This window comes from Parafilimonas sp. (assembly GCF_051953455.1).
GTDB lineage: Bacteria > Bacteroidota > Bacteroidia > Chitinophagales > Chitinophagaceae > Parafilimonas.
Genome location: NZ_JBQCIT010000050.1, coordinates 20,680 through 44,127 on the forward strand (window position 1 = coordinate 20,680; position 23,448 = coordinate 44,127).

26 protein-coding genes and 5 tRNA genes are annotated in these 23,448 nt (G+C 38.1%); 23 read left to right on the plus strand and 8 right to left on the minus strand.

Annotation, left to right across the window (positions count from 1 at the left end; genetic code table 11):
• Positions 1 to 73: 73 nt before the first annotated feature.
• Both ACTHN6_RS17700 and parS read right to left on the minus strand, forming a co-directional pair.
• Positions 74 to 532: an RES family NAD+ phosphorylase gene (locus tag ACTHN6_RS17700; RefSeq protein ID WP_440437111.1), complete on the minus strand. Its 459-nt coding sequence runs from the start codon at positions 530 to 532 to the stop codon at positions 74 to 76.
• Between the two features lie 8 nt (positions 533 to 540).
• Entirely contained in the window at positions 541 to 1,062 is a 522-nt protein-coding gene (gene parS / locus ACTHN6_RS17705) for a type II RES/Xre toxin-antitoxin system antitoxin (RefSeq protein WP_440437112.1), read from the minus strand.
• Positions 1,063 to 1,434: 372 nt separating this feature from the next.
• Between parS and aspS the strand changes: the two genes are divergently transcribed.
• From aspS to trxB, 4 genes are all read left to right on the plus strand, one after another.
• Positions 1,435 to 3,285, plus strand: a complete 1,851-nt coding sequence (gene aspS / locus ACTHN6_RS17710) for an aspartate--tRNA ligase (RefSeq protein WP_440437113.1) — start codon at positions 1,435 to 1,437, stop codon at positions 3,283 to 3,285.
• A 20-nt stretch (positions 3,286 to 3,305) separates the two neighbouring features.
• On the plus strand, positions 3,306 to 3,905 hold the full coding sequence (locus ACTHN6_RS17715; RefSeq protein ID WP_440437114.1) for a 5'-methylthioadenosine/S-adenosylhomocysteine nucleosidase family protein: 600 nt from the start codon (positions 3,306 to 3,308) through the stop codon (positions 3,903 to 3,905).
• A 71-nt stretch (positions 3,906 to 3,976) separates the two neighbouring features.
• Entirely contained in the window at positions 3,977 to 4,876 is a 900-nt protein-coding gene (locus ACTHN6_RS17720; protein WP_440437115.1) for a DUF4249 domain-containing protein, read from the plus strand.
• 169 nt (positions 4,877 to 5,045) lie between these two features.
• Positions 5,046 to 5,999: a thioredoxin-disulfide reductase gene (gene trxB / locus ACTHN6_RS17725; RefSeq protein WP_440437116.1), complete on the plus strand. Its 954-nt coding sequence runs from the start codon at positions 5,046 to 5,048 to the stop codon at positions 5,997 to 5,999.
• Between the two features lie 57 nt (positions 6,000 to 6,056).
• Here the strand turns inward: trxB and ACTHN6_RS17730 are convergent, their stop codons facing one another.
• Entirely contained in the window at positions 6,057 to 6,545 is a 489-nt protein-coding gene (locus tag ACTHN6_RS17730) for an META domain-containing protein (RefSeq protein ID WP_440437117.1), read from the minus strand.
• A 123-nt stretch (positions 6,546 to 6,668) separates the two neighbouring features.
• Here ACTHN6_RS17730 and ACTHN6_RS17735 point away from each other — a divergent pair, with 123 nt between their 5' ends.
• From ACTHN6_RS17735 to kynU, 6 genes are all read left to right on the plus strand, one after another.
• Entirely contained in the window at positions 6,669 to 7,232 is a 564-nt protein-coding gene (locus tag ACTHN6_RS17735; protein ID WP_440437118.1) for a helix-turn-helix domain-containing protein, read from the plus strand.
• 73 nt (positions 7,233 to 7,305) lie between these two features.
• Positions 7,306 to 8,040: a heavy-metal-associated domain-containing protein gene (locus ACTHN6_RS17740; RefSeq protein ID WP_440437119.1), complete on the plus strand. Its 735-nt coding sequence runs from the start codon at positions 7,306 to 7,308 to the stop codon at positions 8,038 to 8,040.
• Positions 8,041 to 8,060: 20 nt separating this feature from the next.
• Positions 8,061 to 8,447, plus strand: a complete 387-nt coding sequence (locus ACTHN6_RS17745; protein WP_440437120.1) for an HYC_CC_PP family protein — start codon at positions 8,061 to 8,063, stop codon at positions 8,445 to 8,447.
• Positions 8,448 to 8,550: 103 nt separating this feature from the next.
• Positions 8,551 to 9,924, plus strand: coding sequence for a hypothetical protein (locus ACTHN6_RS17750; protein ID WP_440437121.1), 1,374 nt, complete (start codon positions 8,551 to 8,553; stop codon positions 9,922 to 9,924).
• A gap of 113 nt (positions 9,925 to 10,037) precedes the next feature.
• Positions 10,038 to 10,367: a four-helix bundle copper-binding protein gene (locus tag ACTHN6_RS17755; RefSeq protein WP_440437122.1), complete on the plus strand. Its 330-nt coding sequence runs from the start codon at positions 10,038 to 10,040 to the stop codon at positions 10,365 to 10,367.
• A 79-nt stretch (positions 10,368 to 10,446) separates the two neighbouring features.
• Complete coding sequence (gene kynU, locus ACTHN6_RS17760; protein WP_440437123.1) at positions 10,447 to 11,736, plus strand: kynureninase; 1,290 nt, start codon at positions 10,447 to 10,449, stop codon at positions 11,734 to 11,736.
• Here kynU and ACTHN6_RS17765 read toward each other — a convergent pair.
• The gene (locus tag ACTHN6_RS17765; RefSeq protein ID WP_440437124.1) at positions 11,731 to 12,423 is read right to left on the minus strand and encodes a LytR/AlgR family response regulator transcription factor; all 693 of its coding nucleotides are present in this window, start codon (positions 12,421 to 12,423) and stop codon (positions 11,731 to 11,733) included. The two genes, kynU and ACTHN6_RS17765, sit on opposite strands and share 6 nt — an antisense overlap.
• Before the next feature lies 1 nt (position 12,424).
• Complete coding sequence (locus ACTHN6_RS17770) at positions 12,425 to 13,567, minus strand: sensor histidine kinase (protein WP_440437125.1); 1,143 nt, start codon at positions 13,565 to 13,567, stop codon at positions 12,425 to 12,427.
• A gap of 181 nt (positions 13,568 to 13,748) precedes the next feature.
• Here ACTHN6_RS17770 and rpsU point away from each other — a divergent pair, with 181 nt between their 5' ends.
• From rpsU to ACTHN6_RS17830, 12 genes are all read left to right on the plus strand, one after another.
• Entirely contained in the window at positions 13,749 to 13,946 is a 198-nt protein-coding gene (gene rpsU, locus ACTHN6_RS17775; protein WP_090654078.1) for a 30S ribosomal protein S21, read from the plus strand.
• A 56-nt stretch (positions 13,947 to 14,002) separates the two neighbouring features.
• Positions 14,003 to 14,896, plus strand: a complete 894-nt coding sequence (xerA, locus tag ACTHN6_RS17780) for a site-specific tyrosine recombinase/integron integrase (protein ID WP_440437126.1) — start codon at positions 14,003 to 14,005, stop codon at positions 14,894 to 14,896.
• A gap of 160 nt (positions 14,897 to 15,056) precedes the next feature.
• Positions 15,057 to 15,356 carry a ribosome hibernation-promoting factor, HPF/YfiA family gene (gene hpf / locus ACTHN6_RS17785; RefSeq protein WP_440437127.1) on the plus strand — a complete coding sequence of 100 codons (300 nt, stop codon included), beginning with the start codon at positions 15,057 to 15,059 and terminating at the stop codon, positions 15,354 to 15,356.
• 222 nt (positions 15,357 to 15,578) lie between these two features.
• A tRNA-Thr gene (locus ACTHN6_RS17790) sits at positions 15,579 to 15,651 on the plus strand.
• 15 nt (positions 15,652 to 15,666) lie between these two features.
• Positions 15,667 to 15,749, plus strand: a tRNA-Tyr gene (locus ACTHN6_RS17795).
• A gap of 122 nt (positions 15,750 to 15,871) precedes the next feature.
• A tRNA-Gly gene (locus tag ACTHN6_RS17800) sits at positions 15,872 to 15,944 on the plus strand.
• An 89-nt stretch (positions 15,945 to 16,033) separates the two neighbouring features.
• Positions 16,034 to 16,105, plus strand: a tRNA-Thr gene (locus ACTHN6_RS17805).
• Between the two features lie 115 nt (positions 16,106 to 16,220).
• Positions 16,221 to 17,408: an elongation factor Tu gene (gene tuf, locus ACTHN6_RS17810; protein ID WP_440437128.1), complete on the plus strand. Its 1,188-nt coding sequence runs from the start codon at positions 16,221 to 16,223 to the stop codon at positions 17,406 to 17,408.
• A gap of 66 nt (positions 17,409 to 17,474) precedes the next feature.
• Positions 17,475 to 17,545, plus strand: a tRNA-Trp gene (locus ACTHN6_RS17815).
• Positions 17,546 to 17,637: 92 nt separating this feature from the next.
• Positions 17,638 to 17,832 (plus strand): preprotein translocase subunit SecE, encoded by a 195-nt coding sequence (secE, locus tag ACTHN6_RS17820; protein ID WP_090654087.1) that lies wholly within the window; start codon positions 17,638 to 17,640, stop codon positions 17,830 to 17,832.
• Positions 17,833 to 17,848: 16 nt separating this feature from the next.
• On the plus strand, positions 17,849 to 18,445 hold the full coding sequence (nusG, locus tag ACTHN6_RS17825; protein WP_090654089.1) for a transcription termination/antitermination protein NusG: 597 nt from the start codon (positions 17,849 to 17,851) through the stop codon (positions 18,443 to 18,445).
• A 127-nt stretch (positions 18,446 to 18,572) separates the two neighbouring features.
• Complete coding sequence (locus ACTHN6_RS17830; RefSeq protein WP_440437129.1) at positions 18,573 to 19,001, plus strand: hypothetical protein; 429 nt, start codon at positions 18,573 to 18,575, stop codon at positions 18,999 to 19,001.
• 12 nt (positions 19,002 to 19,013) lie between these two features.
• Here ACTHN6_RS17830 and ACTHN6_RS17835 read toward each other — a convergent pair whose 3' ends face one another.
• Complete coding sequence (locus tag ACTHN6_RS17835) at positions 19,014 to 20,156, minus strand: formimidoylglutamase (RefSeq protein ID WP_440437130.1); 1,143 nt, start codon at positions 20,154 to 20,156, stop codon at positions 19,014 to 19,016.
• Positions 20,157 to 20,348: 192 nt separating this feature from the next.
• Here ACTHN6_RS17835 and ACTHN6_RS17840 point away from each other — a divergent pair, with 192 nt between their 5' ends.
• Positions 20,349 to 21,740 carry a BatD family protein gene (locus ACTHN6_RS17840; RefSeq protein WP_440437131.1) on the plus strand — a complete coding sequence of 464 codons (1,392 nt, stop codon included), beginning with the start codon at positions 20,349 to 20,351 and terminating at the stop codon, positions 21,738 to 21,740.
• Here the strand turns inward: ACTHN6_RS17840 and ACTHN6_RS17845 are convergent.
• Positions 21,722 to 22,426, minus strand: coding sequence for a response regulator transcription factor (locus ACTHN6_RS17845; protein ID WP_440437132.1), 705 nt, complete (start codon positions 22,424 to 22,426; stop codon positions 21,722 to 21,724). The two genes, ACTHN6_RS17840 and ACTHN6_RS17845, sit on opposite strands and share 19 nt — an antisense overlap.
• Complete coding sequence (locus ACTHN6_RS17850; protein ID WP_440437133.1) at positions 22,426 to 23,400, minus strand: sensor histidine kinase; 975 nt, start codon at positions 23,398 to 23,400, stop codon at positions 22,426 to 22,428. Before ACTHN6_RS17850 ends, ACTHN6_RS17845 begins: the two co-directional genes overlap by 1 nt.
• Positions 23,401 to 23,448 lie beyond the last annotated feature (48 nt).

Consider the following 23,448-nt stretch of genomic DNA (forward strand, 5'->3'; position numbering starts at 1 on the left):
TGTGTTTAATGATAAAAAGAAATTTAGAAATGTATTACAAGAATCGTGAAATGTATGTTGATAAGAAGTTAACTCAGTTGAGTTTGATGCGAATGTCATACACAAAATCTTTTACTTCCAGTATTTTGAAAAGCTTGCTGTCAGCATGACGCGGGTTTAATATGTAGTTAAATTCATCATGAATAACAGTTGAAGGAACTTTTATAACCGGGCTTTTTGCTGTAATCAAATGTGCTGTACCAAATTTTTTTGTTGAAGATGGAGCCGGTATATCTTTCCAGTCGCCGGGCAATTCATGTTCTTCAAAAGCAAGGATATTTTCATCAGGTATTTCAAGTGTGATTATGCTTAACGTTCTGGGCACATCGTCAATATTTATATTAACGGTATATTCAAGCAAAGCCAAAGCCCTGCTTTCTGATGTATAAATACAAGGCGTTAATTTATTATTCCACCGGCCACCAAATAATCTCGCCCCTTCTCCAGATAAATCGTTTGCAAATTTGGTTTTGCATATTCTATATACAAGCATAAAGGCAATTAAGAATAAACGCCATATTCAATGCGGCCAATAACATTTTTTACTTCATCTCTTCCAAATGGGCTTCCTATAAGCTCAAAAGGTGTTTTACCGCCCAAAGCCTGGTTTGGCCTGAACATCCAGGTATTAAACCGGGACACATCTTCAAAAACCTCATAACCGTAAGAATATAAATCGGCAAGGCTAAAAATGCGTTCACTCAGGCCTGCATTGAATTTTTCTTGTTTCTTTTTGTTGATTAATGTGGCTCGTGTAACAGACAATGCCTTGGCAAGCTTATCGTAATCCATACTTGTTTTCTCCTTTAATTTTTGCAATTCTTCTTTACTGATGCCATCTTCTACAGCCGCCATTTTTTCAAAATTCGTCATTTGACTTTCTGGCTTATGACTAAAAGAGAGAATAGAAGAAAAGCTTTTCGTCCCATTGCCATTTTTTTTAACCACATATATAGCAGCGTTCTCTTCTACATTATTGCTTGATTTTCCGGCTTTATATTTTACCGTTTTCTTTTTTGCCATAGTATAAAATTTTACTAATACAAATATAAAATTATACATTTATTTTAAAAAAAGTAAATTTCCTCAAATATTTTTAAAACAATTCAGCTTAAAGTTTATACAGACAGTTGATTTGGATTCAAGATGATTAAATTGAGCAATCATCTTAACAGTTATAAATAGCTTTAACGTTTTACTTTAAGAATAGAGTGTTAGAGTAAGATACACTGCAACGTATTATGGAAAGGAAGCTCAAAAGCATTCCCTCAATCCGCGTATATTTGCCGCCCGATTTTGGCATAAGCAATCAACCGGAAATATTATAAATACCAAAGCCGGAAGCAAAAAAATTATTCATAAAAAAAGTAGTCCTCCTTTAGCGGACAGGCGTTTATGTATCGTACACATACATGCGGAGAATTGAGAATTGAAAATGCCGGCGAAACTGTTACACTGGCCGGCTGGGTACAAACCATGCGCAAATTCGGCGCTATAACTTTTGTTGATTTACGCGACCGTTATGGCATAACACAATTACTATTTGGCGAAACTTTAAATGACCAGCTGGAAGCCAGCCCACTTGGCCGCGAATTCGTATTACAGGTAAAGGGAAAAGTTTCTGAGCGCAGCAATAAAAATAAAAATATTCCTACCGGTGATATTGAAATTGCAGTGGATGAATTTAAGATACTCAATAAATCAGCAGTGCCGCCTTTCACCATACAGGATGACACTGATGGCGGTGATGATTTAAGAATGAAATACCGCTATTTGGATTTGCGCCGCAATGCGGTTAAGAAAAACCTCGAATTACGTTATGCCGTAAACCGCAGCGCAAGAAATTATTTACATGAGAATGGTTTTTACGATATTGAAACGCCTTTCCTTATAAAATCAACGCCAGAAGGTGCAAGAGATTTTGTGGTGCCAAGCCGCATGAACCCGGGCGAATTTTATGCATTGCCGCAAAGCCCGCAAACTTTTAAACAGTTGTTAATGGTAAGCGGCTACGATCGTTATTATCAGGTCGTAAAATGTTTCAGGGATGAAGATCTGCGTGCAGACCGCCAGCCTGAATTTACGCAAATAGATTGCGAGATGGCCTTTGTGGAACAGGAAGATATCCTGAATATGTTTGAAGGCCTGGTAAAACGCATTTTTAAAGATGTAAAGGGAATTGATTATACAGATGTGGTTGAACGCATGACATGGGAAGATGCCATGTGGAATTACGGCAATGATAAGCCGGACATCAGGTTTGACATGAAGATCAACAATCTTAAAAAACCTTCATCTGTTTATGTAAATAAAACTGCCAACAGTGCTTTAATCGATAATGCCAGCTTCGTTGTATTTGATAGCGCCGAAACAGTTGTTGCCATTGCCGTTCCGGGCTGCAGTGAATATACCCGCAAACAAACAGACGAATTAACCGAATGGGTGAAACGCCCACAAATTGGCATGAAGGGCTTGGCTTTTATAAAATGCCTGTCTGCCGAACAGGCAGGCAATGCCGATGGCAGCTATAAAAGCAGCATAGATAAGTTTTATAATGGTGAAAGATTAAAGGCTATTGCCGATGCCACAGGCGCAAAACCCGGCGATCTAATTTTAATCCTGGCAGGCAATGAAGAACGCACCCGCAAAGCCATGAGCGAGCTGCGTTTAGAAATGGCCAAACGCCTGGGGTTGCGCAAAGACAATGAATTTAAGCTGCTTTGGGTGCTTGATTTTCCCCTGTTTGAATACGATGAAGAAGGCAACCGCTGGGTGGCAAGGCATCACCCGTTTACATCACCCAAGCCGCAGGATATTGAAGTGATGATCAATAATAACCCGGTAATAGAAGATGCTGCAAAATACCTGGAACATCCTTACGCTGGCATCAAGGCCAATGCTTACGATATTGTTTTAAACGGCAATGAAATTGGCGGTGGCTCTATAAGGATTTTTCAGCGTGAACTGCAGGAGAAAATGTTTGCAGCACTTGGCATGAGCAAAGAAGAAGCACTGCATAAATTCGGGTTTTTATTAGGCGCTTTTGAATATGGCGCTCCTCCGCATGGCGGCATTGCGTTTGGTTTCGACAGGCTTTGCGCCATTCTTGGTGGCAGTGAAAGCATCAGGGATTTTATTGCCTTCCCTAAAAATAATTCAGGCCGGGATGTAATGCTCGATGCACCTGCCACTATCGATGATAAACAGTTGGAGGAATTACAGATAAAGCTTGACGTAAAAGGATAGGCTCTGAAGCCAGATAAACTATGATATCCCCCGGCAAAATTTCATTTAAGGATTTGCAGCTTACAGATACAAAAACGCTGTTCGTTTTCGCACTCGCTTCGGAAGCTGCAGAAGAATTTGGGCATGTAAATAAACTCATATGTGGTATTGGAAAAATAAACGCAGCTTATGAACTTACAAAGTTTATTCAAACCAATAAATCTTCCCTTATTATAAATCTTGGTTCTGCCGGCAGCAATGTTTTCCCTACCGGCGAAGTAATCTGCTGCACAAAATTTATTCAACGCGATATGGATGTTCGTCCATTAGGCTTTGCCAAATATGAAACGCCGCTTTCAGGCATTCCACCTTTATTAAATTATGGTATTGAAATAGAAGGCCTGCCTCACGGTATTTGTGGTTCCGGCGATGATTTCGAAATCAATCACTCAAATGCCGATTACAATGTAATTGATATGGAAGCCTATCCGCTTGCCTTAATTGCCATGAAAGAAAATATCCCATTTATCTGCCTGAAATATATTTCAGACGGCGCCGATGACGCCGCAGCAGACAACTGGACAGTACAGGTGCATAAAGCTGCTGAGGCTTTTAAAAAGATATTATTCTCTACAGAGTAAATATGGTAAGATGCGCAAAAGAAGATGTTCAGAGGCTTCAATTAGTTTCCCAATATCTTTGCCCTTAATCAATGCAGCAATTCAAACAATTATATTACGTATGCCTGTTCATTGTGCTGGCATCCTGCGAACGCACTATCAGTCTCAAAGTAAACGATCAAGCCACCAAACTCGTTGTTGATGGCCGAATTGAAGATAACGGTACACCAACGATAGTGCTTTCCTATTCGCTCAATTATTTCAATACAATTTCACCGGAAGAGTTGCAGGCTTCATTCGTGCACAATGCCAATGTAACTATAACCGATGGCAGCAAAACTGTAACACTAAAAGAAGTAAATTATATTGATACCAGTGGTTATACTTTTTATTATTATACAGTTGATGCCGCCAATCCCGCACAGGTACTTATTGGTAAGCTTAACACTACTTATAACCTGAATATTGTGCTGCCGGATAGTTCCGTTTATACAGCCATCACTACCATTCCCCCCATGCGAAAAACCTGCGATTCGCTCTGGTGGAAAAAAGCACCTGAAAATCCCGACACAACCCGTTGTGTTTTATATGGCCTGTTTACCGATCCACCCGGTTTTGGCGATTACGTACGCTATTTCGTAAGCACCAATAATCAGCCATTTTATCCGGGCTATACCTCCGCTTTTGACGACCAGGTTACCGATGGCACCACCTACACTTTCCAGATACCAAAAAGTTACAGCAGGGGCGATTCCATTAAATTCAACGATGATGATTTTGGTTTCTTTCACCGCGGCGACAGCATTGTTTTTAAATTCTGCGACATAGATAAAGCCACTTACGATTTCTGGCGCACCTGGGAATATGCTTATCAAAGCACCGGCAACCCCTTCTCCTCTCCCATTAAAATCATCGGCAATATCAGCGGCGATGCGCTTGGCGCTTTTTGCGGTTATGCCACACAATACCGTTCTATTATCATCCCTAAGTAATTATTAACACAAGCTTTATTAATTTTGCACGCTTAAATTATTTGCAGGCAAATAATTTTTGTTGTTGTGATTCCCGGCTTTTGTACTTTGTAGCGTCACGGTTGTGTCACTCCCTTCTACTTAAGTTTTTCATGGCAGCATCATTCAATTGTTCAAATTAAAATTCAGTATGGCAAATAACGAAACAGAAAGGGTTCACTGCCTGATTATAGGTTCAGGCCCGGCAGGATATACAGCAGCTATTTACGCAGCACGCGCCAATATAAAACCCGTTTTATACCAGGGTATTCAGCCCGGCGGGCAATTAACCATAACAACCGAAGTGGAAAACTATCCGGGTTATGCAGATGGCATCCAGGGCCCGGAAATGATGATTGATTTTGAAAAACAGGCAAAACGCATGGGCGCCGATATCCGCTATGGCCTTGCTACAAAAGTGGATTTTACCGGACCCGTTCATAAAGTGTGGATTGATGAAGAAAAGTTAATAGAGGCAGATGCCGTAATTATTGCTACCGGCGCATCAGCCAAATGGCTTAACATAGAAAGCGAACAACGTTTAAATGGCTATGGCGTAAGCGCATGCGCCGTTTGCGATGGTTTCTTTTTCCGCAATAAAGAAGTGGCTATTGTGGGCGCCGGCGATACTGCCTGCGAAGAAGCGTTATATCTCTCAAAGCTCGCCACCAATGTGCACATGATCGTACGCAAAGATGAGAATGGCATGCGCGCCAGCAAGGTGATGCAGGAGCGTGCTAAGAATACACCTAACATTAAAATTTACTGGAATTCAGAAACCGTTGAAGTGCTGGGCGAAACAAAAGTTGAAGGAGTGAAGATAAAAAACAATAAAAGCGGCGAAGAGCAAACCATACCAATAAGCGCATTCTTTGTTGCAATTGGCCACCAGCCTAACAGTAATATTTTTAAAAACTGGATCGACATGGATGAAGCCGGTTATATTAAAACTGTTCCCGGTTCAACCAAAACAAATATCAAAGGGGTATTTGCTGCAGGCGATGTGCAGGATAAAATTTACCGCCAGGCAGTAACCGCAGCCGGCAGCGGTTGCATGGCTGCATTGGATGCAGAAAGATATTTGGGAGAATCAGGGTTGAATTAACTATAAACCTGTTGATAAACCAGCAGGTTTATTAAGTATAATCCGGTTTATATTTGATTATTCTACTTTCCTAAAACGTGCCAGCGGCGCCATGCGTGCTTTATTAAGAGATAAAATGCTATCGCCACTGAGTGTGTAATTATCTGCATCTGTAAATACCTGCTTTAATCCGTTTTCAACCGTCATGTCGAGGCAAGCCATCATCGTTGACATACCTTGTTTAAACGTAATGCGCAGCGCCTGTTCATTTAATTCAAATTTACCGCCCAGGCCATTGCAGCCGCCGTTGGCAGCATAGCTGCTGTCTTCATTTTTAAACATAATGAAAGGCTCTTTGCCATTTACACTGTCGGCAATTGGTTGTCCCATTAATTCAATCAATTTCCATTTCCCATCTGTAATTGTGGAAGCGGGTGTTGCAGGTGCAGTTTCTGCAACGGTGGACGAAGAGTCTGATGATGAAGTTGCAGCATCTTTAGGATTGCTGCAGGCACTGTAAACTATGCCAAGGCACATTGATAAGACGGCGAAATATTTTGCTTTCATAAATTGAATTTTATAGGTAAATATAAATTTTAAAATCAGCAAAATTTTTGCCGCTATATATTTCAATAATAAATCTCACATCATGTTCTTAAAGTAGCAATTGCTATTTACTAATTTTGAATAATGAATCTTTATATAAAAAATATGGTTTGCCAGCGGTGTAAAATTGCAATTGAAAACGAATTGACAAAACTCGGATTACATCCATTAAAAACAGAACTGGGGGAAGTGCTTATTAAAGAAGACAGTTTAAGTAAAGATCAAAAATCCAAGTTAAGTAAGAACTTAAAAGCGTTAGGCTTTGAACTACTGGATGATAAAAGGCAAAAAATAATTGAACAGATCAAAACGCTCATCATCAATACAGTGCATTACAACGATCAGCAACCACAAAAAAATTACAGCATTTTTATCGCAGAAAAATTACACCATGATTATTCCTATCTCAGTAAATTATTTTCTGAAACAGAAGGCATAACCATTGAACAATTCATCATCAATCAGAAAATTGAAAAAGTAAAAGAACTACTGGTATATGATGAAAAAAGCTTAAGCGAGATTGCTTATGAAACCGGATACAGCAGTGTGGCACACTTATCCGCACAATTTAAAAAAGTTACCGGGCAAACGCCGACGGTTTTTAAACAAAGCGGCATACACCACCGCAAAACACTCGACAACGTTTAATATAACCCGAATTATATAAATACAATCCACAATTGTGTAACAGCAGGGCCGGGTACTGAAATAATTTTGCTGTATGACACACACATATACTATAACCGGAATGACCTGTAACGGCTGCGCTTCAAAAGTGCAAAAGCTTTTAGAAGCTGTTAACGGTGTTGAGAAAGCAGATATTCATCTTGATAAAAATGAAGCAGACATTACTATGCATCATCATATACAAACAAGCGCCTTGCAGCATGCATTGAAAGATTATCCTAAATACCAGTTAACGGAATCTGATGTGCCTGTTCAAATGCAAATGGAGCATGGAGATGAAGGTAAAACATGGTTTGCAACTTATAAGCCGGTGTTATTGATTTTTATGTACATCACCGGCATAACATTGCTGATTGAGGCTAACAAAGGCTTTAATATCATGCACTGGATGAACAATTTCATGGGCGCTTTCTTTCTTGTCTTCTCATTTTTTAAAATGCTTGATTTGAAAGGCTTCGCCGAAAGCTATTTTTCTTATGATATTATTGCGAAAAGATGGATGGGTTACGGCTATTTATATGCTTTTATTGAGCTTGCATTAGGTGTGGCGTTTATTACAGGATTTAATCCCTTACTTACCAATGCTGTTACACTAATTGTAATGACCGTAAGTATTACAGGTGTTTTGCAAAGCGTTTTCAATAAAAGAAAAATAAAATGTGCCTGTCTTGGCGCTGTATTTAATTTACCCATGAGCACTATAACAATTATTGAAGATTTGTTAATGATATCAATGAGTGGTGCAATGCTTTTATTTTTGCTGGCGTAAATATTGATATAAAATTTCAGTTGAAGAAAATCCTGTCCATATTACTTTTTATTGTGTATGCAACTGCATCCAGCGGCGCCACAGTAAGTTTTCATTATTGCATGGGAAAATTTATTGGATGGGACATTGATAAAGACGATTCAAAAAATTGTGATAACTGCGGCATGCATAAACAGGAACAGCAGGGATGCTGCAATGATGCCCATGCTTCTTTCAATATCAGTAAAGAACAGGTTATTTCAGCCGTTAATTTCACGCTGTTTAATCATGCTGAATATGTAAAGGATCGTTCATTTGCCTTTATTGATATACCATTATTCAGTAAGAATGTAGTTGTTCAGCGCATTGAAAATCCACCTCCAAAGACCAATCCACCATTTTTATTGAATTGTGTTTTCAGAATCTGATAATAGTGTTGTTCAATCACATGTCGTTTCTCTGCAGCATTTTAAATGTTGTTACTTTCTCTACAGACTACCAGGTTACTATTATTAATTTTAAAATCATTTCATGAAATCTTTTATAACCGGAATTACAGTTCTTCTTATATCAATAAATTATTTACAGGCGCAAAACGATAGTTCAATGCATACACATCATGATATGCATAAAATGAAAAGCGATTCAATGCCTTCCCCTACAAAAAATGCCGGCAAGATTGATTATGCCCCCATGGGCAATATGTCGCATTCTTTTTCACTCAACCTTCCCATGACGCGTAACGGTTCCGGCACGGGCTGGAGCCCTGATGCAGCGCCAATGTATGGCCACATGTATCATTCAAAAAACTGGATGTATATGCTGCATTACAATCTCTTTCTCCGTTACAATAAACAAGATCTGGCTGATAAAGGCACACGTGGCGACGAAATGTTTGATGCGCCCAACTGGCTTATGTTTATGGGCCAACGGCAGGTTGGCGAAAGAGGCCTGTTTCGTTTTGGAACTATGCTTTCGCTTGATGCACTGGTAACCGGCCAGAAAGGTTATCCTTTATTGTTTCAAAGCGGCGAATCTGCACATGGCGTACCACTTGTGGATCGCCAGCATCCGCATGATCTTTTTTCTGAACTGTCTGTTGCTTATTCTTATGCACTTTCCAATAAAGCAGATGTGTTTGCATACATTGGCTATCCTGGCGAGCCGGCTTTAGGCCCTGTGGCTTTTATGCACCGCGCTTCTGCCATGGATAATCCTGATGCGCCCATTTCACATCACTGGATTGATGCAACGCACATAACCTTTGGCGTGGCAACTATTGGCGTAAGATTGGGACAATTCAAACTGGAAGGTTCTTCTTTTACCGGCCGGGAGCCCGGTGAAAACCGTTATAATTTGGATAAACCAAGATTTGATTCCTGGAGCGGCAGGCTTTCTTTCAATCCTTCAAAAAACTGGGCATTCCAGGTATCGCAGGCGTATGTAAAAAGTCCTGAAGCGTTGCATCCTGATGAAAATGTTTACAGAACAACTGCATCCGCAGAATATGCTGCGCAATTCAGTAAGAAAAGTTCATTAGCCGCTACGGCCGTTTGGGGCATGAACAAACAAAAAGATGAAGATGGCGAACATGCTGCGCTTGTTGAAGCGTCTTATCGTTTAAACAAACTGGCGCTTTATGGAAAATATGAGTTTGTGCAAAAATCAACACATGAGCTTAATCTTGATGATGATGTTTATGGACATGACCTGTTTAATGTAAACGCATTTACAATTGGCGCGAATTATGATTTACTCAAACTGAATAAAACAAGGGTTGCGCTGGGTACGCATTTTACTTTTTACAAAGAAGACAAAAAGTTGTATAGTTTATATGGAAAGAACCCTTCTGCATTGGAAGTATACCTGCGTATTTATCCTGGTATGATGAGGATGAAAATGTAATGTTTCTATACTTATGGGCTGTTAATTGTGAATGAATATTGCCGATCTTGAATTACTCATCCATTCACAACTGAAGCTCACCATCAATTAATGTAATCATTAAAACCTTTTATATGAAAAATTACCACGATTACAAAGAATGCATTGATGCCTGTTTGGAATGCGCCGCCTTGTGTAACCATTGTGCCAGCGGAGATACGCAGGAAAAAGATGTGAACATGATGGCCAGATGCATTCAGCTGTGTATGGAATGTGCTGCTATATGCTATGCATCAGCGCAGTTAATGAGTTTGGGCAGCAGCCAGGCAAAAGAAATTTGCTTTATCTGTGCGCAGTTGTGCGATGATTGCTATGCAGAATGCAGCAAACATAACCATGAGCATTGCAAAGAATGCGCGGCGGCATGCAAAAAATGCGCAGAGGCGTGCAGAAAGATGGCATAAGTATTTACAGTAATTCAATTGGGTAAATTGAAGATTTATTCGTGCAGATAACGATTTTTGTTTACCCAATTGAATTTTTATGAAGTTCGAAAATACGCTTGCCTGCGCCTTACAGCTTGATGAGAAAGATACATTAAAGCACTTCAGGCAGAGGTTTTTATTTCCGCAGCATAATGGTAAAGACTGCATTTATTTTACCGGCAACTCGCTTGGGCTTCAGCCAAAAAACACGTTAGGTGAAATAAAGAAGATACTGGATAGCTGGGCTGCACTCGGTGTGGAAGGGCATTTTAAAGGAGAAAATGCCTGGATGCATTTTCATGATAAACTCACCAAACCACTTGCAAAAATTGTTGGCTGCTTACCGGAAGAAATAGTGGTAATGAATTCACTTACCGTAAATCTGCATTTAATGATGGCAGGCTTTTACAGGCCAACAAAGCAACGCTATAAAATCATCTGCGAAGCAAAAGCCTTTCCTTCCGATCAATACGCATTTGCATCACAGGCCTTACTGCATAACCTTAACCCTGAAGACGCTATTATTGAAGTTAAGCCGCGTGAAGGCGAACACTTATTGCGAACAGAAGATATTATTTCGGTAATTGAACAGCATAGCAATGAAACGGCGCTTGTATTATTCAGTGGTATAAATTATTACACAGGACAATATTTCAATATTAAAGCTATTGCCGAAGCTGCGCATAAAGCCGGCGCTTATGCAGGTTTTGATTTGGCGCATGCAGCCGGCAATGTTGAGTTACAGCTGCATGAATGGAACGTTGATTTTGCGTGCTGGTGTACATACAAATATTTAAACTCCGGCCCCGGCGCTGTTTCCGGCGTTTTTATTCATGAAAGATTTGCAACGGATAAAAATTTTCCAAGGCTTGCAGGCTGGTGGGGCAATAATAAATCAACCCGTTTTAAAATGGAACAAGATTTTGATGCCATTCCCACAGCAGAAGGCTGGCAGTTAAGCACGCCGCCTGCACTATTGCTGGCAGCACACAAAGCTGCACTTGATATTTTTGAAGCGGCAGGAATAGAGCATCTTCATCAAAAAAGAAAAGCGTTGACCGCTTACCTGCATTTTATTTTGAATGATATCAATCAAAAATATAATGACAGCATACTTGACGTAATAACACCAGCAAATGAACATGAAAGAGGCTGCCAGGTTTCGATGCTCATGCATAAAAACGGCAAAGCCATATTTAATGCTTTAACCAATGAAGGTGTAATTTCCGATTGGCGCGAACCTAATGTAATTCGTGTGGCGCCGGTACCTTTATATAATACCTACGAAGATGTATGGCGCTTCGGAAACATTATTGAAAGCATTTTTCAGCAAGATGGTATATTATGAAAAATAACCGCTGATCAGTCCTGAAATCTTCTCCTTATAATTAATACCAATGGGTATAGAAGCTTTTGCTGTTTCAATATTGTTGCCATAAATAGATTTTATATGATTTAATGAAACGATATAAGATTTATGAACGCGTATAAATTGTGCTTGTGGTAATATTCTTTCCATTTCCCCCATTGTTTGCAACGTTACAATATTTGCATTAGCGGTAACTATTTTAAGATAGTCTTTCATGCCTTGTATATAAATAACATCAGCAAAATTTACCTTAATAAACCTTCCGCTGCTTTTTACATAAATATGATCGCTCTTAGCCTTGCTTTCAACAGGTAAATTAATGTCAAGGTATTTATGTATTGCTTTTGTAAAACGCTCGAATGGTATGGGTTTCAGCAAATAATCTATAACATTAAACTCATAACTTTCCAGGGCATAATCAGTGTAAGCTGTAGTAAGAATAATATACGGCATAGCTTGTAAAGTCCGCAGGAAATTTAACCCGGTCATTCCCGGAAGCTGAACATCTAAAAATATCAGGTCAACCTGTTGCTTTAATAAAACTTCTTTCGCTTCAAGGGCATTATTACAAATTGCAACCAGTTGTAACTGTGGCGTACGTTCAATATAAGATTCAACTACCTGCTGCGCCAGCCTTTCATCTTCAACAATTATACATTTTATCAAATCAGGCTCTTTTAAGAATTAGTGAAACAGTAAAAGTGTTGTTGCTTAAAATTACATCAAGCGTATGGGAATCCGGATAAAGATTTTCAAGTCTTCGCCTGGCATTTTGCATGCGCAATTCAGTTGATCGGCTTTCTTCCTTTTCGGTTTGAATAATATGCAAAGCGTGGGAAGTAGGATACAATAATTCCAGCATGTTTTTACTTGCCCTGATGCCTGTGCCCTGGATTTTTTTTGCCTGCGTTTCAAGATCAATGCTGGTATTATTAATAACGGTAAGCGCAATTTGTTCCGGTTTTATTTTTATGGTTATATATATGAATGCATTGGTGTAAGCGCTGTCGAATGCGTGTTTAAACCCGTTTTCAATAAATGAAATAAACAGCAAAGGCTCTATCATTATATCATCAGCATCGCCTTCAATTTCAAACCGTATGTCAGCATTATACCTTATTTTTTCAAGTTCAATATAATTGCGTATGAATTCGATTTCTTTACTCAGGAGTATTTTATCTTCATTGCATTCATAAATAAGATAACGCATCAGGTCAGCAAGTTTTAATACAACATTTGGTGTTTCGTCAGACTTCTGCATGCTTAATGAATAAATACTGTTTAAAGTATTAAAAAGAAAATGCGGGTTAAGTTGTGCTCGTAAATATTTTAACCGAAAATTGTTGTTGTCTTTTTGCAGTGCTATTAATAATTTTCTTTCATCAGAAGCCTTATTAATAAAATAAATTGCTATTGCAATTAATGTATAAATGATACTCCATAAACATTCCCTGATGACCGTACTAAAACTATAAGTAAAATAGGCTTGTTCAGCTTGCGAACCAAAATCCCAAATAATTGAATAAATACCAGATAGTATTAGCTGTATAACCACCAGGAACAAAATAGTTAAGCCAAAAAATTGCACATATTTTTTTTTATATAAAAATCTTGAAACTATTATAGCTGAATAGAAAATGTAAGCAGGCAACAGCAAAAGATTAACTCCAAATACAAACCACCAGATCTTTGCATCGTTTAAAAAGAAAGTGAGACAATTCATTAATGGATTCATTAAAGCAAGCAATACCCAGCAAAATATTTCAATTTTGCCCGTATGTTTTACCGGCCGGTCGTTATCAAATTCCATATGTTGTTTTTAAAGTCTAAAGCTACCGGATAGAATGCTCTGCATTAAATGATTTCGACCAACTGCCGTATAATTCCGATCAATTAAAGAAATCAAAAAATTGCCCTTTCATAGCTAAATTACATTTGGAAAATAGATTTATGTACTTATCTTTGCAGCCCTAAAAAAGGAAAAGTAATTTATGTTAATTGTAGATTCAAAAGATTGCGAAAACATTGACAAAGCGCTCAAGAAGTATAAAAAGAAGTACGAAAAGAGCAAAACCTTATTACAATTAAGGGAGCGCCAGACTTTTACAAAACCTTCTGTTAAGCGTCGCAACCAGATTTTAAAAGCTATTTACAAGCAAAAAATCTCCAGCGGAAAGATTGAGCTTTAATATTTTTCTATTATAGATAGAAAACAGCCATAAGATATATAATTTTATGGCTGTTTATGTTTGCTCAATATCCACAAAAAGAAGCTTTCCTCAATTATCTGCGTTTTGAAAAACGCTATTCGCAGCATACCATCATTTCTTACCAAAACGATCTTGAACAGTTTTTAAGTTTTGTGATTGCCGAATTTGACAGGCCGGGCATAGCTGAAATTAATGCGGCTATAGTCAGATCCTGGCTGGCGCATCTTAAGCAGGAAGAAGATTTAACGGCAAAATCCATCAACCGTAAAATTTCCACTTTAAAATCATTCTATAAATTTTTAATGCGGGAGGGCATTGTGGAAACAACGCCTATGAGCATCATCAACGCACCAAAAAGCAACAAGCGCCTGCCGGTTTACGTGGAAGAAAAAGATATTCAAACATTATTTGATTATGTAGAATTTTCAGACGACTGGAAAGGAAGAACTGAAAAACTGGTATTACAGCTTTTTTATAATACGGGCATGCGTGTAAGCGAGCTGGTGAATTTAAAAACATCCCAGATTGATAGTGCTTACAACCATATAAAGGTTTTAGGCAAAGGCAATAAAGAAAGAATCATACCGGTAAATAAAGAACTAATAGCAAATCTTCAGGATTATATAAAACATAAGCCGGGAGACGGCAACACCGGCCAGGTATTTGTAAACGAAAAAGGCAAGCCATTATATGCCAGGCAGGTATATAATACGGTAAAGAAAAACCTGTCGCTGGTTACTACTGTAAATAAGAAAAGCCCGCATATTTTACGCCACAGTTTTGCCACCCATTTAACCAGTAACGGGGCCGATCTGAATGCAGTAAAGGAGTTGCTTGGCCATAGCAGCCTTGCAGCGACACAGGTTTACACGCACAACGACATCGAACGTTTAAAAGAGGTATTTAAAAAAGCACATCCCAAGGCTTAAATAGTTTGATAAATTGCCTTAAAATTCCTTTAAAAAGTGACAAAAAAATGAGGTATTAAAATTTAAAAATTCTATCTTCATCAACGGAAATCAATAAACCCCGAAAGGGCATTTCCAGGTGAGTTCTTTTTTTATTGTTCACTTTAAAAGCAGTTTTTTTATGAATGTAAACATTGAAACGGTACACTTTACCGCCGACGCTAAACTGATAGACCACGTAAACAAAAAACTTAATAAGCTAACCACATTCCACGACCGAATAATACGTACCGATGTTTTTCTTAAATTAGACAATGTGGCGCATAATATTAAAGATAAAATTGCCGAAATAAGAATATACGTGCCCAGGCACAGCTTTTTTGTAAAAGCAACTTCAAAGTCGTTTCAGGAATCTTTCGACAGCGCATTAGATTCTGTAGTTAACCAATTAAAAAAACAAAAAGAAAAACAAGCCGCTTAATTTTAAAGCGCTTTAAAATTAAAACCTCCGCCTTCAGCGGGGGTTTTTTAATTTATTCTTGCAAAACCACTTCAAAAATTCTGCGTAAAATTTTGCCAAATGAAGTTTTCACTTACCTTTGCCATCCCGAAAAAAAGGGGTAGTTCTTTTATTGTCGTCACTTTAGGAATTAAAAAGGATATTTTCAATTATTAGGTGGCGTAATTAATAATTATTACAAAAGCCACTTTAGCTCAGCTGGTAGAGCAACTGATTTGTAATCAGTAGGTCGTTGGTTCGATTCCGACAAGTGGCTCTGGTATTTATAATTGGGCAGATGGCCGAGCGGTTAAAGGCGACAGACTGTAAATCTGTTCTCTCACGAGTACGCAGGTTCGAACCCTGCTCTGCCCACAGCTAATTTGGTAATAGGGTAACTACTAATTGCCTTATTGAATAAGTTCTTTGAGATTTGAATGTTTGAACTACAGTAATCATCTTTAAATTACTATATTTTCAAATTTTTAAATTAAAATGCGGGAGTAGCTCATTTGGTAGAGCGATAGCCTTCCAAGCTATAGGTGGCCAGTTCGAGCCTGGTCTCCCGCTCTTTGAATGAGATGACAGAGGATAGATGACAGTTGACGGGAACTTCACTGTCAATTTACAACGGTCAACTGTCAACTTTTTTTTGACAAGCCGTTGTAGCTCAGTGGTAGAGCACTTCCTTGGTAAGGAAGAGGTCGTGAGTTCAATTCTCATCAACGGCTCTGTTCAAAGACTGGATGAAATTTGTGCCGCTGAAGCGGAACGATATAAATTTTAATTGCTGAAGCCTTAAAGCTGATAGCTGGATTTTTAAACAACAACACAAAAACGATAAAGATGTCTAAAGAGACTTTTAAGAGGGATAAACCTCACGTAAACGTTGGTACAATTGGTCACATTGACCATGGTAAAACCACTTTAACCGCAGCTATTACTACCATCTTATCTTCAAAAGGTATGGCTGAGGCTAGAAAATATGATGAAATTGATGCCGCCCCTGAAGAAAAAGAGCGTGGTATTACCATTAACACAGCACACGTTGAATATCAGACGGTTAATCGTCACTATGCTCACGTTGACTGTCCGGGTCACGCGGATTATGTGAAAAACATGATTACCGGTGCTGCCCAGATGGACGGTGCTATCCTTGTTGTTGCTGCAACTGATGGCCCCATGCCTCAAACCAAAGAACACATCCTGCTGGCACGCCAGGTGGGCGTTCCCCGCATGGTAGTGTTTATGAATAAAGTTGACCTGGTTGATGATCCTGAATTATTAGAGCTTGTTGAAATGGAAATTCGTGAACTTTTAAGCTTCTACGGTTTCGATGGTGATAACACTCCTATTATACAGGGTTCTGCAACCGGTGCTTTGGCCGGCGAAGAAAAATGGGTTAAGAAAGTTGAAGAATTAATGGACGCTGTTGACAGCTATATTCCGCTGCCTCCCCGCCCTATCGATCAGCCTTTCCTTATGTCTGTTGAAGACGTATTCTCAATTACCGGCCGTGGTACTGTTGCCACAGGACGTATTGAGCGCGGTGTGATCAAAGTTGGCGATCCTGTTGAACTGGTTGGTTTAATGGATGCTCCTTTAAGCTCAACTGTAACAGGTGTGGAAATGTTCAAAAAATTGCTGGATCGCGGTGAAGCCGGTGATAATGCAGGTTTACTGTTACGCGGTATTGAAAAGAAAGATATCCGTCGCGGTATGGTTATCGTTCAGCCTAAGAGCATTACTCCCCACACTGAATTCAAATGCGAAGTTTATGTACTGAGCAAAGAAGAAGGTGGCCGTCATACGCCGTTCTTCAACAAATACCGTCCTCAGTTCTATTTCAGAACTACAGACGTTACAGGTGAAGTAGCTTTACCTGAAGGAACTGAAATGGTAATGCCTGGTGATAACATCGGTTTAACCGTTAAGTTAATTCAGCCGATAGCTATGGAAAAAGGTTTGAAGTTCGCTATCCGCGAAGGTGGCCGTACAGTAGGTGCAGGCCAGGTTACTGAAATCATAAAATAATCGGTATTTTTGACAATCGATATAAATTAGCTAATTAGCAATTTGCTAATTAGCTAATTTGATTTTACGGGCATAGTTCAATGGTAGAATAGAGGTCTCCAAAACCTTCGATCTGGGTTCGAATCCTAGTGCCCGTGCTTAGTAAAAGTAAACAAGTTGAAATGTTGATACGTTGAAAGGTTTTTACTAATCAACTTAATCAGCCAGTCAACTCAATCAACTTAAAAAAATGAATAAAGTTTCTAATTATTTCCGCGATTCTTATAAAGAATTGACTGAAAAAGTTACCTGGCCAACCTGGGCCCAGTTGCAGCAATCAACCTTAGTTGTTTTGGGTGCTACAATAATAATAATGGCCATAATAGGTTTAATGGATTTGGGCAGTAATGAACTGCTAAAACTTATCTATTCATTTTTCAGTTAATATATAAAGTAAGTGTATGGAGAATGTAACTGAGGAAAATGTTGTTCAACAGCAGGATACCAAATGGTATGTATTGCGTGTTGTGAGCGGCAAAGAGAGAAAAGTAAAGGAATATCTTGATAAAGACATAATCCGCAGCGGTTATGCTGAGGTTATAAAACAGGTATTTCTGCCAATGGAAAAAGTATATAAAGTGCAGAATGGCAAAAAGGTAATGCGTGAAAAGAACTATTTCCCGGGTTATGTTATGCTTGAAGTATTGGACGGAAAGCTTACAGATGATATGATTCATCACATAAGTAATGTGAGCAACGTAATGCATTTTTTAACCGATGGCAAAGGCTCAAAAGGCAATATTATTTCACTGCGCAAAAGCGAGGTAAATAAAATGCTGGGTAAAGTGGATGAAATGAGTGAAGCCGGTGGTATTACCATGAGCGAACCATTTATTATTGGTGAAACCATTAAGATTATTGATGGTGCATTCAACGATTTTAATGGCGTGATTGAAGAAGTGAATGATGAGAAGAAAAAGCTGAAGGTGATCGTAAAAATATTTGGGCGTTCTACTCCGGTTGAACTGAATTACATGCAGGTAGAAAAGCTTAGTTAAATACTTCTTTTCAAAAGAAAAACCACAGATATTCTCTGTGGTTTTTTTATGCTAAGAAAAAACAAGTTGATATATATTGTAGTGTTGGTAGCACTGTCTTAATTTCGATAAGCAAAACTCTAAGCTTATGCAATTTGATTTTACCAGACAGATAAAACAAAAAACCAACGAGGAGCTCACCGAGATATTTATTAATGCATCAAACTATAATCCCGATTTTGTAGCGCTTGCAGAACAAGAACTCACAGCTCGCAATATAAATCTGGATTTACCAAAACAGCAAAGGCAAGAATTTAAACAAACGCTGAATAAACAATTTGAAAAGGAAAAGTCTGGAAGCCCGTTATATATCTTTCTCTGTTTTGTATTGGCTTTGTTTGGAGGATTTATAGCTATTTATGCAGGTTATATTTATAGCCGGTCTAAACAAAAAGATGAGACGGGTAAAGAATTTTATGTTTATAATGCTCAAACAAGGCAGCTCGGTTCTATAATGATGTGGCTTGGAATAGCAGTACTATTATTTGTACTTCTTAAATTCTCCTTTGGGCTTTAAATTAAAATTCATTTATAACCTTTCTGCCGCCCGCAGCCAGCGTTCAGGAATATCGTTGTTTAAAGCAGTGGCATAATCTTTCCCGCTGCAGGCAACGAAGGTTTTATCAGGCAATTGCATCCACCAGCGTTGCGTTTTTTTACTTTGTAAAAACATCGTTTCAAAATCGGCAAACATTAGCCTGAACTCGTTAAAATACTCCCTTTGTTCAAGTGGCGCTTCATTTTTTCCCTTCTGAATACCATCCATTAAATACCAAAGCATGTGGCTAATTTGTTTGGCTGTGAGATCGCTTACATCCTGCTTATAATTATAACCATAAATGCCAATGCTGCCGGCATTACTGCTCATACCCGCATATTGCATCAGCATGCAGGCTTCTTCGCCGTTAAATCCGTTTGGAGTTATGCGGTTGGCAGGTGCATGGCTATACTGAATGGCCGTTATATCAAAACCAATTATATTGGCGTTGCGTACAACCGGTTCCATTGTTTCCATATGTTCTTTTACAATTCCAACGCGGTAGCAATCGAAGCGCAGCTTATCAATTGTTTCCAGCATTGACGGATGTACAAAATAGCTTTGAAAACCTATGTGATTATAATGCTTTAAATAATTGGGTTCTTTGGTAAACATTTGCATAAGAAAATTTTCAGCCGGCATGCGGCTGTCAACATTCATATCGAGAATAGCGTCTATACAAACAGCATCAACAAGTTTTTGCTGTTCCCCAAAAACATTATACTGCGCCATCATAATATCATGTGACCCGCCAATAACCACCACTTTTTTATCAAGCGCTGATAACTCACTCAATATTTGCTGCAATGCAGCATAAGTATCTTCCAGTGAAGCGCCCGATTTTACATTGCCTATATCAGCAATTTTAACTTCCGCGTGCCAGTGATACAAATTATAAAAATGGGTCCGCACAGCATTAATGCCATCATCATCTCTTTTAGGTGCACCGGCGCCACGTGCTTCGCTGCAGCCAACAATAATAAGATCTGCAGCATCAACATCAGGAAAATTACTCGTATAAATATCTGCAGCGCTGCCTAATTGTTTGGAATTATAATCTTCATCATTATTCAGCAAGCTTAAATTAACAGGTTCAAGAAAATCTATGATTGTATCTATTGCAGAAAATGCCATATTGTACTTTTATTATAACAAACATAATTAAAATGAAGCTTTGGCAAAAGCACACTGGTTTTTAATTTTGAATTGTTTAACCCGCACCCGGATTATTTACAAAATATCTGTATATATTTTTGTTGAATGCCTTTGTATGCGAAATATGTATTGACATTTTTAATGCTTGCCGCAAGCATACAAACCTCTTTTGTGCAACCACTGTCTGCCGATATTCCTTCTTTAATTAATAATGAAACGGGTAATGACCAGAATAATAATGAGGATATAGAATCTTCGCTGAAACGAAAAATGTTTGTAAAGGTTTTTACTAATAAGGATAAGGCTTTTGTGGGTGAGCCACTTATGGCTACCTATAAATTTTATGTTGCCAGCGGTATAAACGACCGGCCTTCTGTAGCCAAACAACCTGAGTTTTCCGGATGCAGCGTAAAAGAATTAAACTTTGACCAGGGACCCGAATTTGAAAATATTAATAATGAAGCCTTTTCAGTTTATACAATCAGGAAGGTACAATTAACCGCATTGCAGGAAGGAAGTCTTTCGCTGGGAAAAGCATACGTGAATAATTATGTGCAGGTTTTTAATCCCAATGATGTTTTAACAACCAGGAAATTTAATATTACCGTAAGCAATGGTAATAAAACGGTAGATGTAATTAATTTACCTGAGAATAATAAACCGGAAAATTTTTATGGCATTACCGGCACGTTCAGTATAAATGCAGCTATTGAAAATAATAAAATCCCTGTGGGTGAAAATGGAAATTTAATTGTAACGATAAAAGGTGCAGGTAATCTTGATGCTATTGTTCAGCCAGAAATTAACTGGCCGCAAAATGTGCAGCATTTTGATAGTAAAGACTCGCAGCATGTAAGCCAGAATGATTTTCCCATAACCGGCGACCGTGTTTTTACTATACCATTTGTTGGAAACAGGGAAGGAAATATCATTATCCCGCCAATAAGTTTCAGCTATTTTAATACTGATTTAAGAAAATATGAGACTGTACAAACAGATAGCATTCCTGTATTTTTTATAAAGGCGCTTTCCCAAAAAGATGCAGCCAGTGAAATTGTAAATTATGATATAACCAACCGAAAATATTTATGGATAGTACCGGCAATTGCGCTGCTTGTGGCATTAACAGCGCTTATCTCCCACAGGCGTAATGATAAAAATAATCCAAAAAACATCACCGTTTCAAGTACAGCCCCGCCTGCATTTGAAACTCCCAGCCCTGTTTTTAAAGTAAAATATAAAACTGACTTCTCAAGGTATTTTGATGAACTGCAAACTATTACCGATAACAAAACTTTTTTTATAAAAGCAAAAACTATTCTTACAAAAGCAGTTGCTGAAAAGCTTGATTCAACACAATACTCTGAACAGGTTTTAATGAATGAATTAATTAAAAAAACATGCAATGCACCCGTTTGTAATAAAGCGGCAGCTTTATACGAAGCTATTAACCTGAATTTATATGCGCCTTTTGAAACGCCTGCCGATCTTGATTTTTATTTTAAAGAAGTAAAGGAAACAGTTGAACAGCTGCAGCAGGAAGATTATTCAACGTATTTATAGCCCACCCCTCTTACAGAATGAAAGTGCTTCGGGTTGCGGCTATCTTTTTCAAAGTATTTTCTGAAATTAAGAATGAAATTATCAATCGTTCTCGTGTTAGGATAAACTTTATAACCCCAAACAGACTGCAATATTTTTTCTCTTGTTACAACCTGGTTTTTGTTTTCAATAAGCAGTTTTAGCAACATGGTTTCTTTCTTGCTTAACTCAACTTTATCACCATTATTCAATGTTGCTTCCTGTGCTTTAAAATCAATAATGTTGCCATCAAAATTATAGGTATCAAACGCAAAATCCTTATCGGAAATTTTTTTGTTTTTAATAATGAGTTTATCAATTCTTAATAATAATTCTTCAAGATTAAACGGCTTGGTTAAATAATCATCAGCACCCTTTTTCAGGCCCAAAACCCTGTCGCTCCCGGTATCCTTAGCGCTTAGTATTAAAACCGGAACATCGTTATTATTAATCCTGATGTTTTCTGTAACGGTTATTCCATCCATTTCAGGCAGCATTATATCCATAATGATAAGATCAAAATATTCTTCGGCCACTATCTTCATAGCCTGTGTTCCGGTAAAGGCAGAAGTAACGGAATAGCCTTCCATTTCAAGGTTCAGCTTTAATGTTTCGTGTAGATTTTCTTCATCTTCCACCAACAATATATTTGCTTTTTCTTCTTTCATTATACTTTAAATTCTACATTAAAAATACTTCCGGCAGGCTGGTTATCGGCGATACTTATTTTACCATTATGGCTTTCGGCAATCCGTTTGCAAAGATATAACCCTAACCCTGTACCTTTTGTGTTGCGCACTGTTTCATCTCCGCTGCGATAAAATTTTGTAAAAACCTTTTTCTTCTCTTCCTCGTTTATACCAACGCCTTCATCAATCACACTCAAAAGAACATTATTATAACTCACCAGCTTTATATAAACAGGTTTTCCTTTTGGTGAATATTTCAAGGCATTACTTATTAAATTATTTATCAGCAATTGCAGCAATAGACTTTCACCATTAATAAAGATGTTTTCTTCTATGTTTTTGATGATGGTTCTTGATGGAAAACGGGCAGCAAAATATATCGCGCATTTATCAACCAGTTCAGAAAAATTAATACTTTCCTTAGCGCTTAAATAATTGCCACTCTCCAATTGCGATGTTATCAGAATATTTGAAACAAGCTCATTAAGCCGTTCTGTTTCCTGCAGGCTTGTTTTAATAAAATGCTGCTGCTTTTCTTCATCAAGTTTTCTTTTAAGTAAAGTTTCAAGGCTGAGGTTTATAACAGCAATAGGCGTTTTTAATTCATGCGTAACAGCCATCATAAAATTTTGCTGCTGCCGGTTTAGCATAAATTGTTTTCTCACAGAACGATAAACAAATAATGCTCCTATCAATGTTACGATTACAAAAGTTATTCCTTCACTAATATACTGTGCCGTTTTGCGGGAATGTTCATCATTAACTAAAAAAAGCTTTTGTTCATACGCAGCATCATCTTTATTCAGTTGCAGCAATTTATAAAAGCGCATCTGGTCGTTTTGTTGTTCCAGCGAAATAAACCACCATATCCATGCTGCCGTAATAAACAACAGCAGGAACCAGTACACAAAAGTTATGAATGTAAGCTTGCGCTGTTTATAAACAGAGATCATTACTGCAAAATAAAAAGATTATGTGTTGCAAAATTGATTATGATGTGC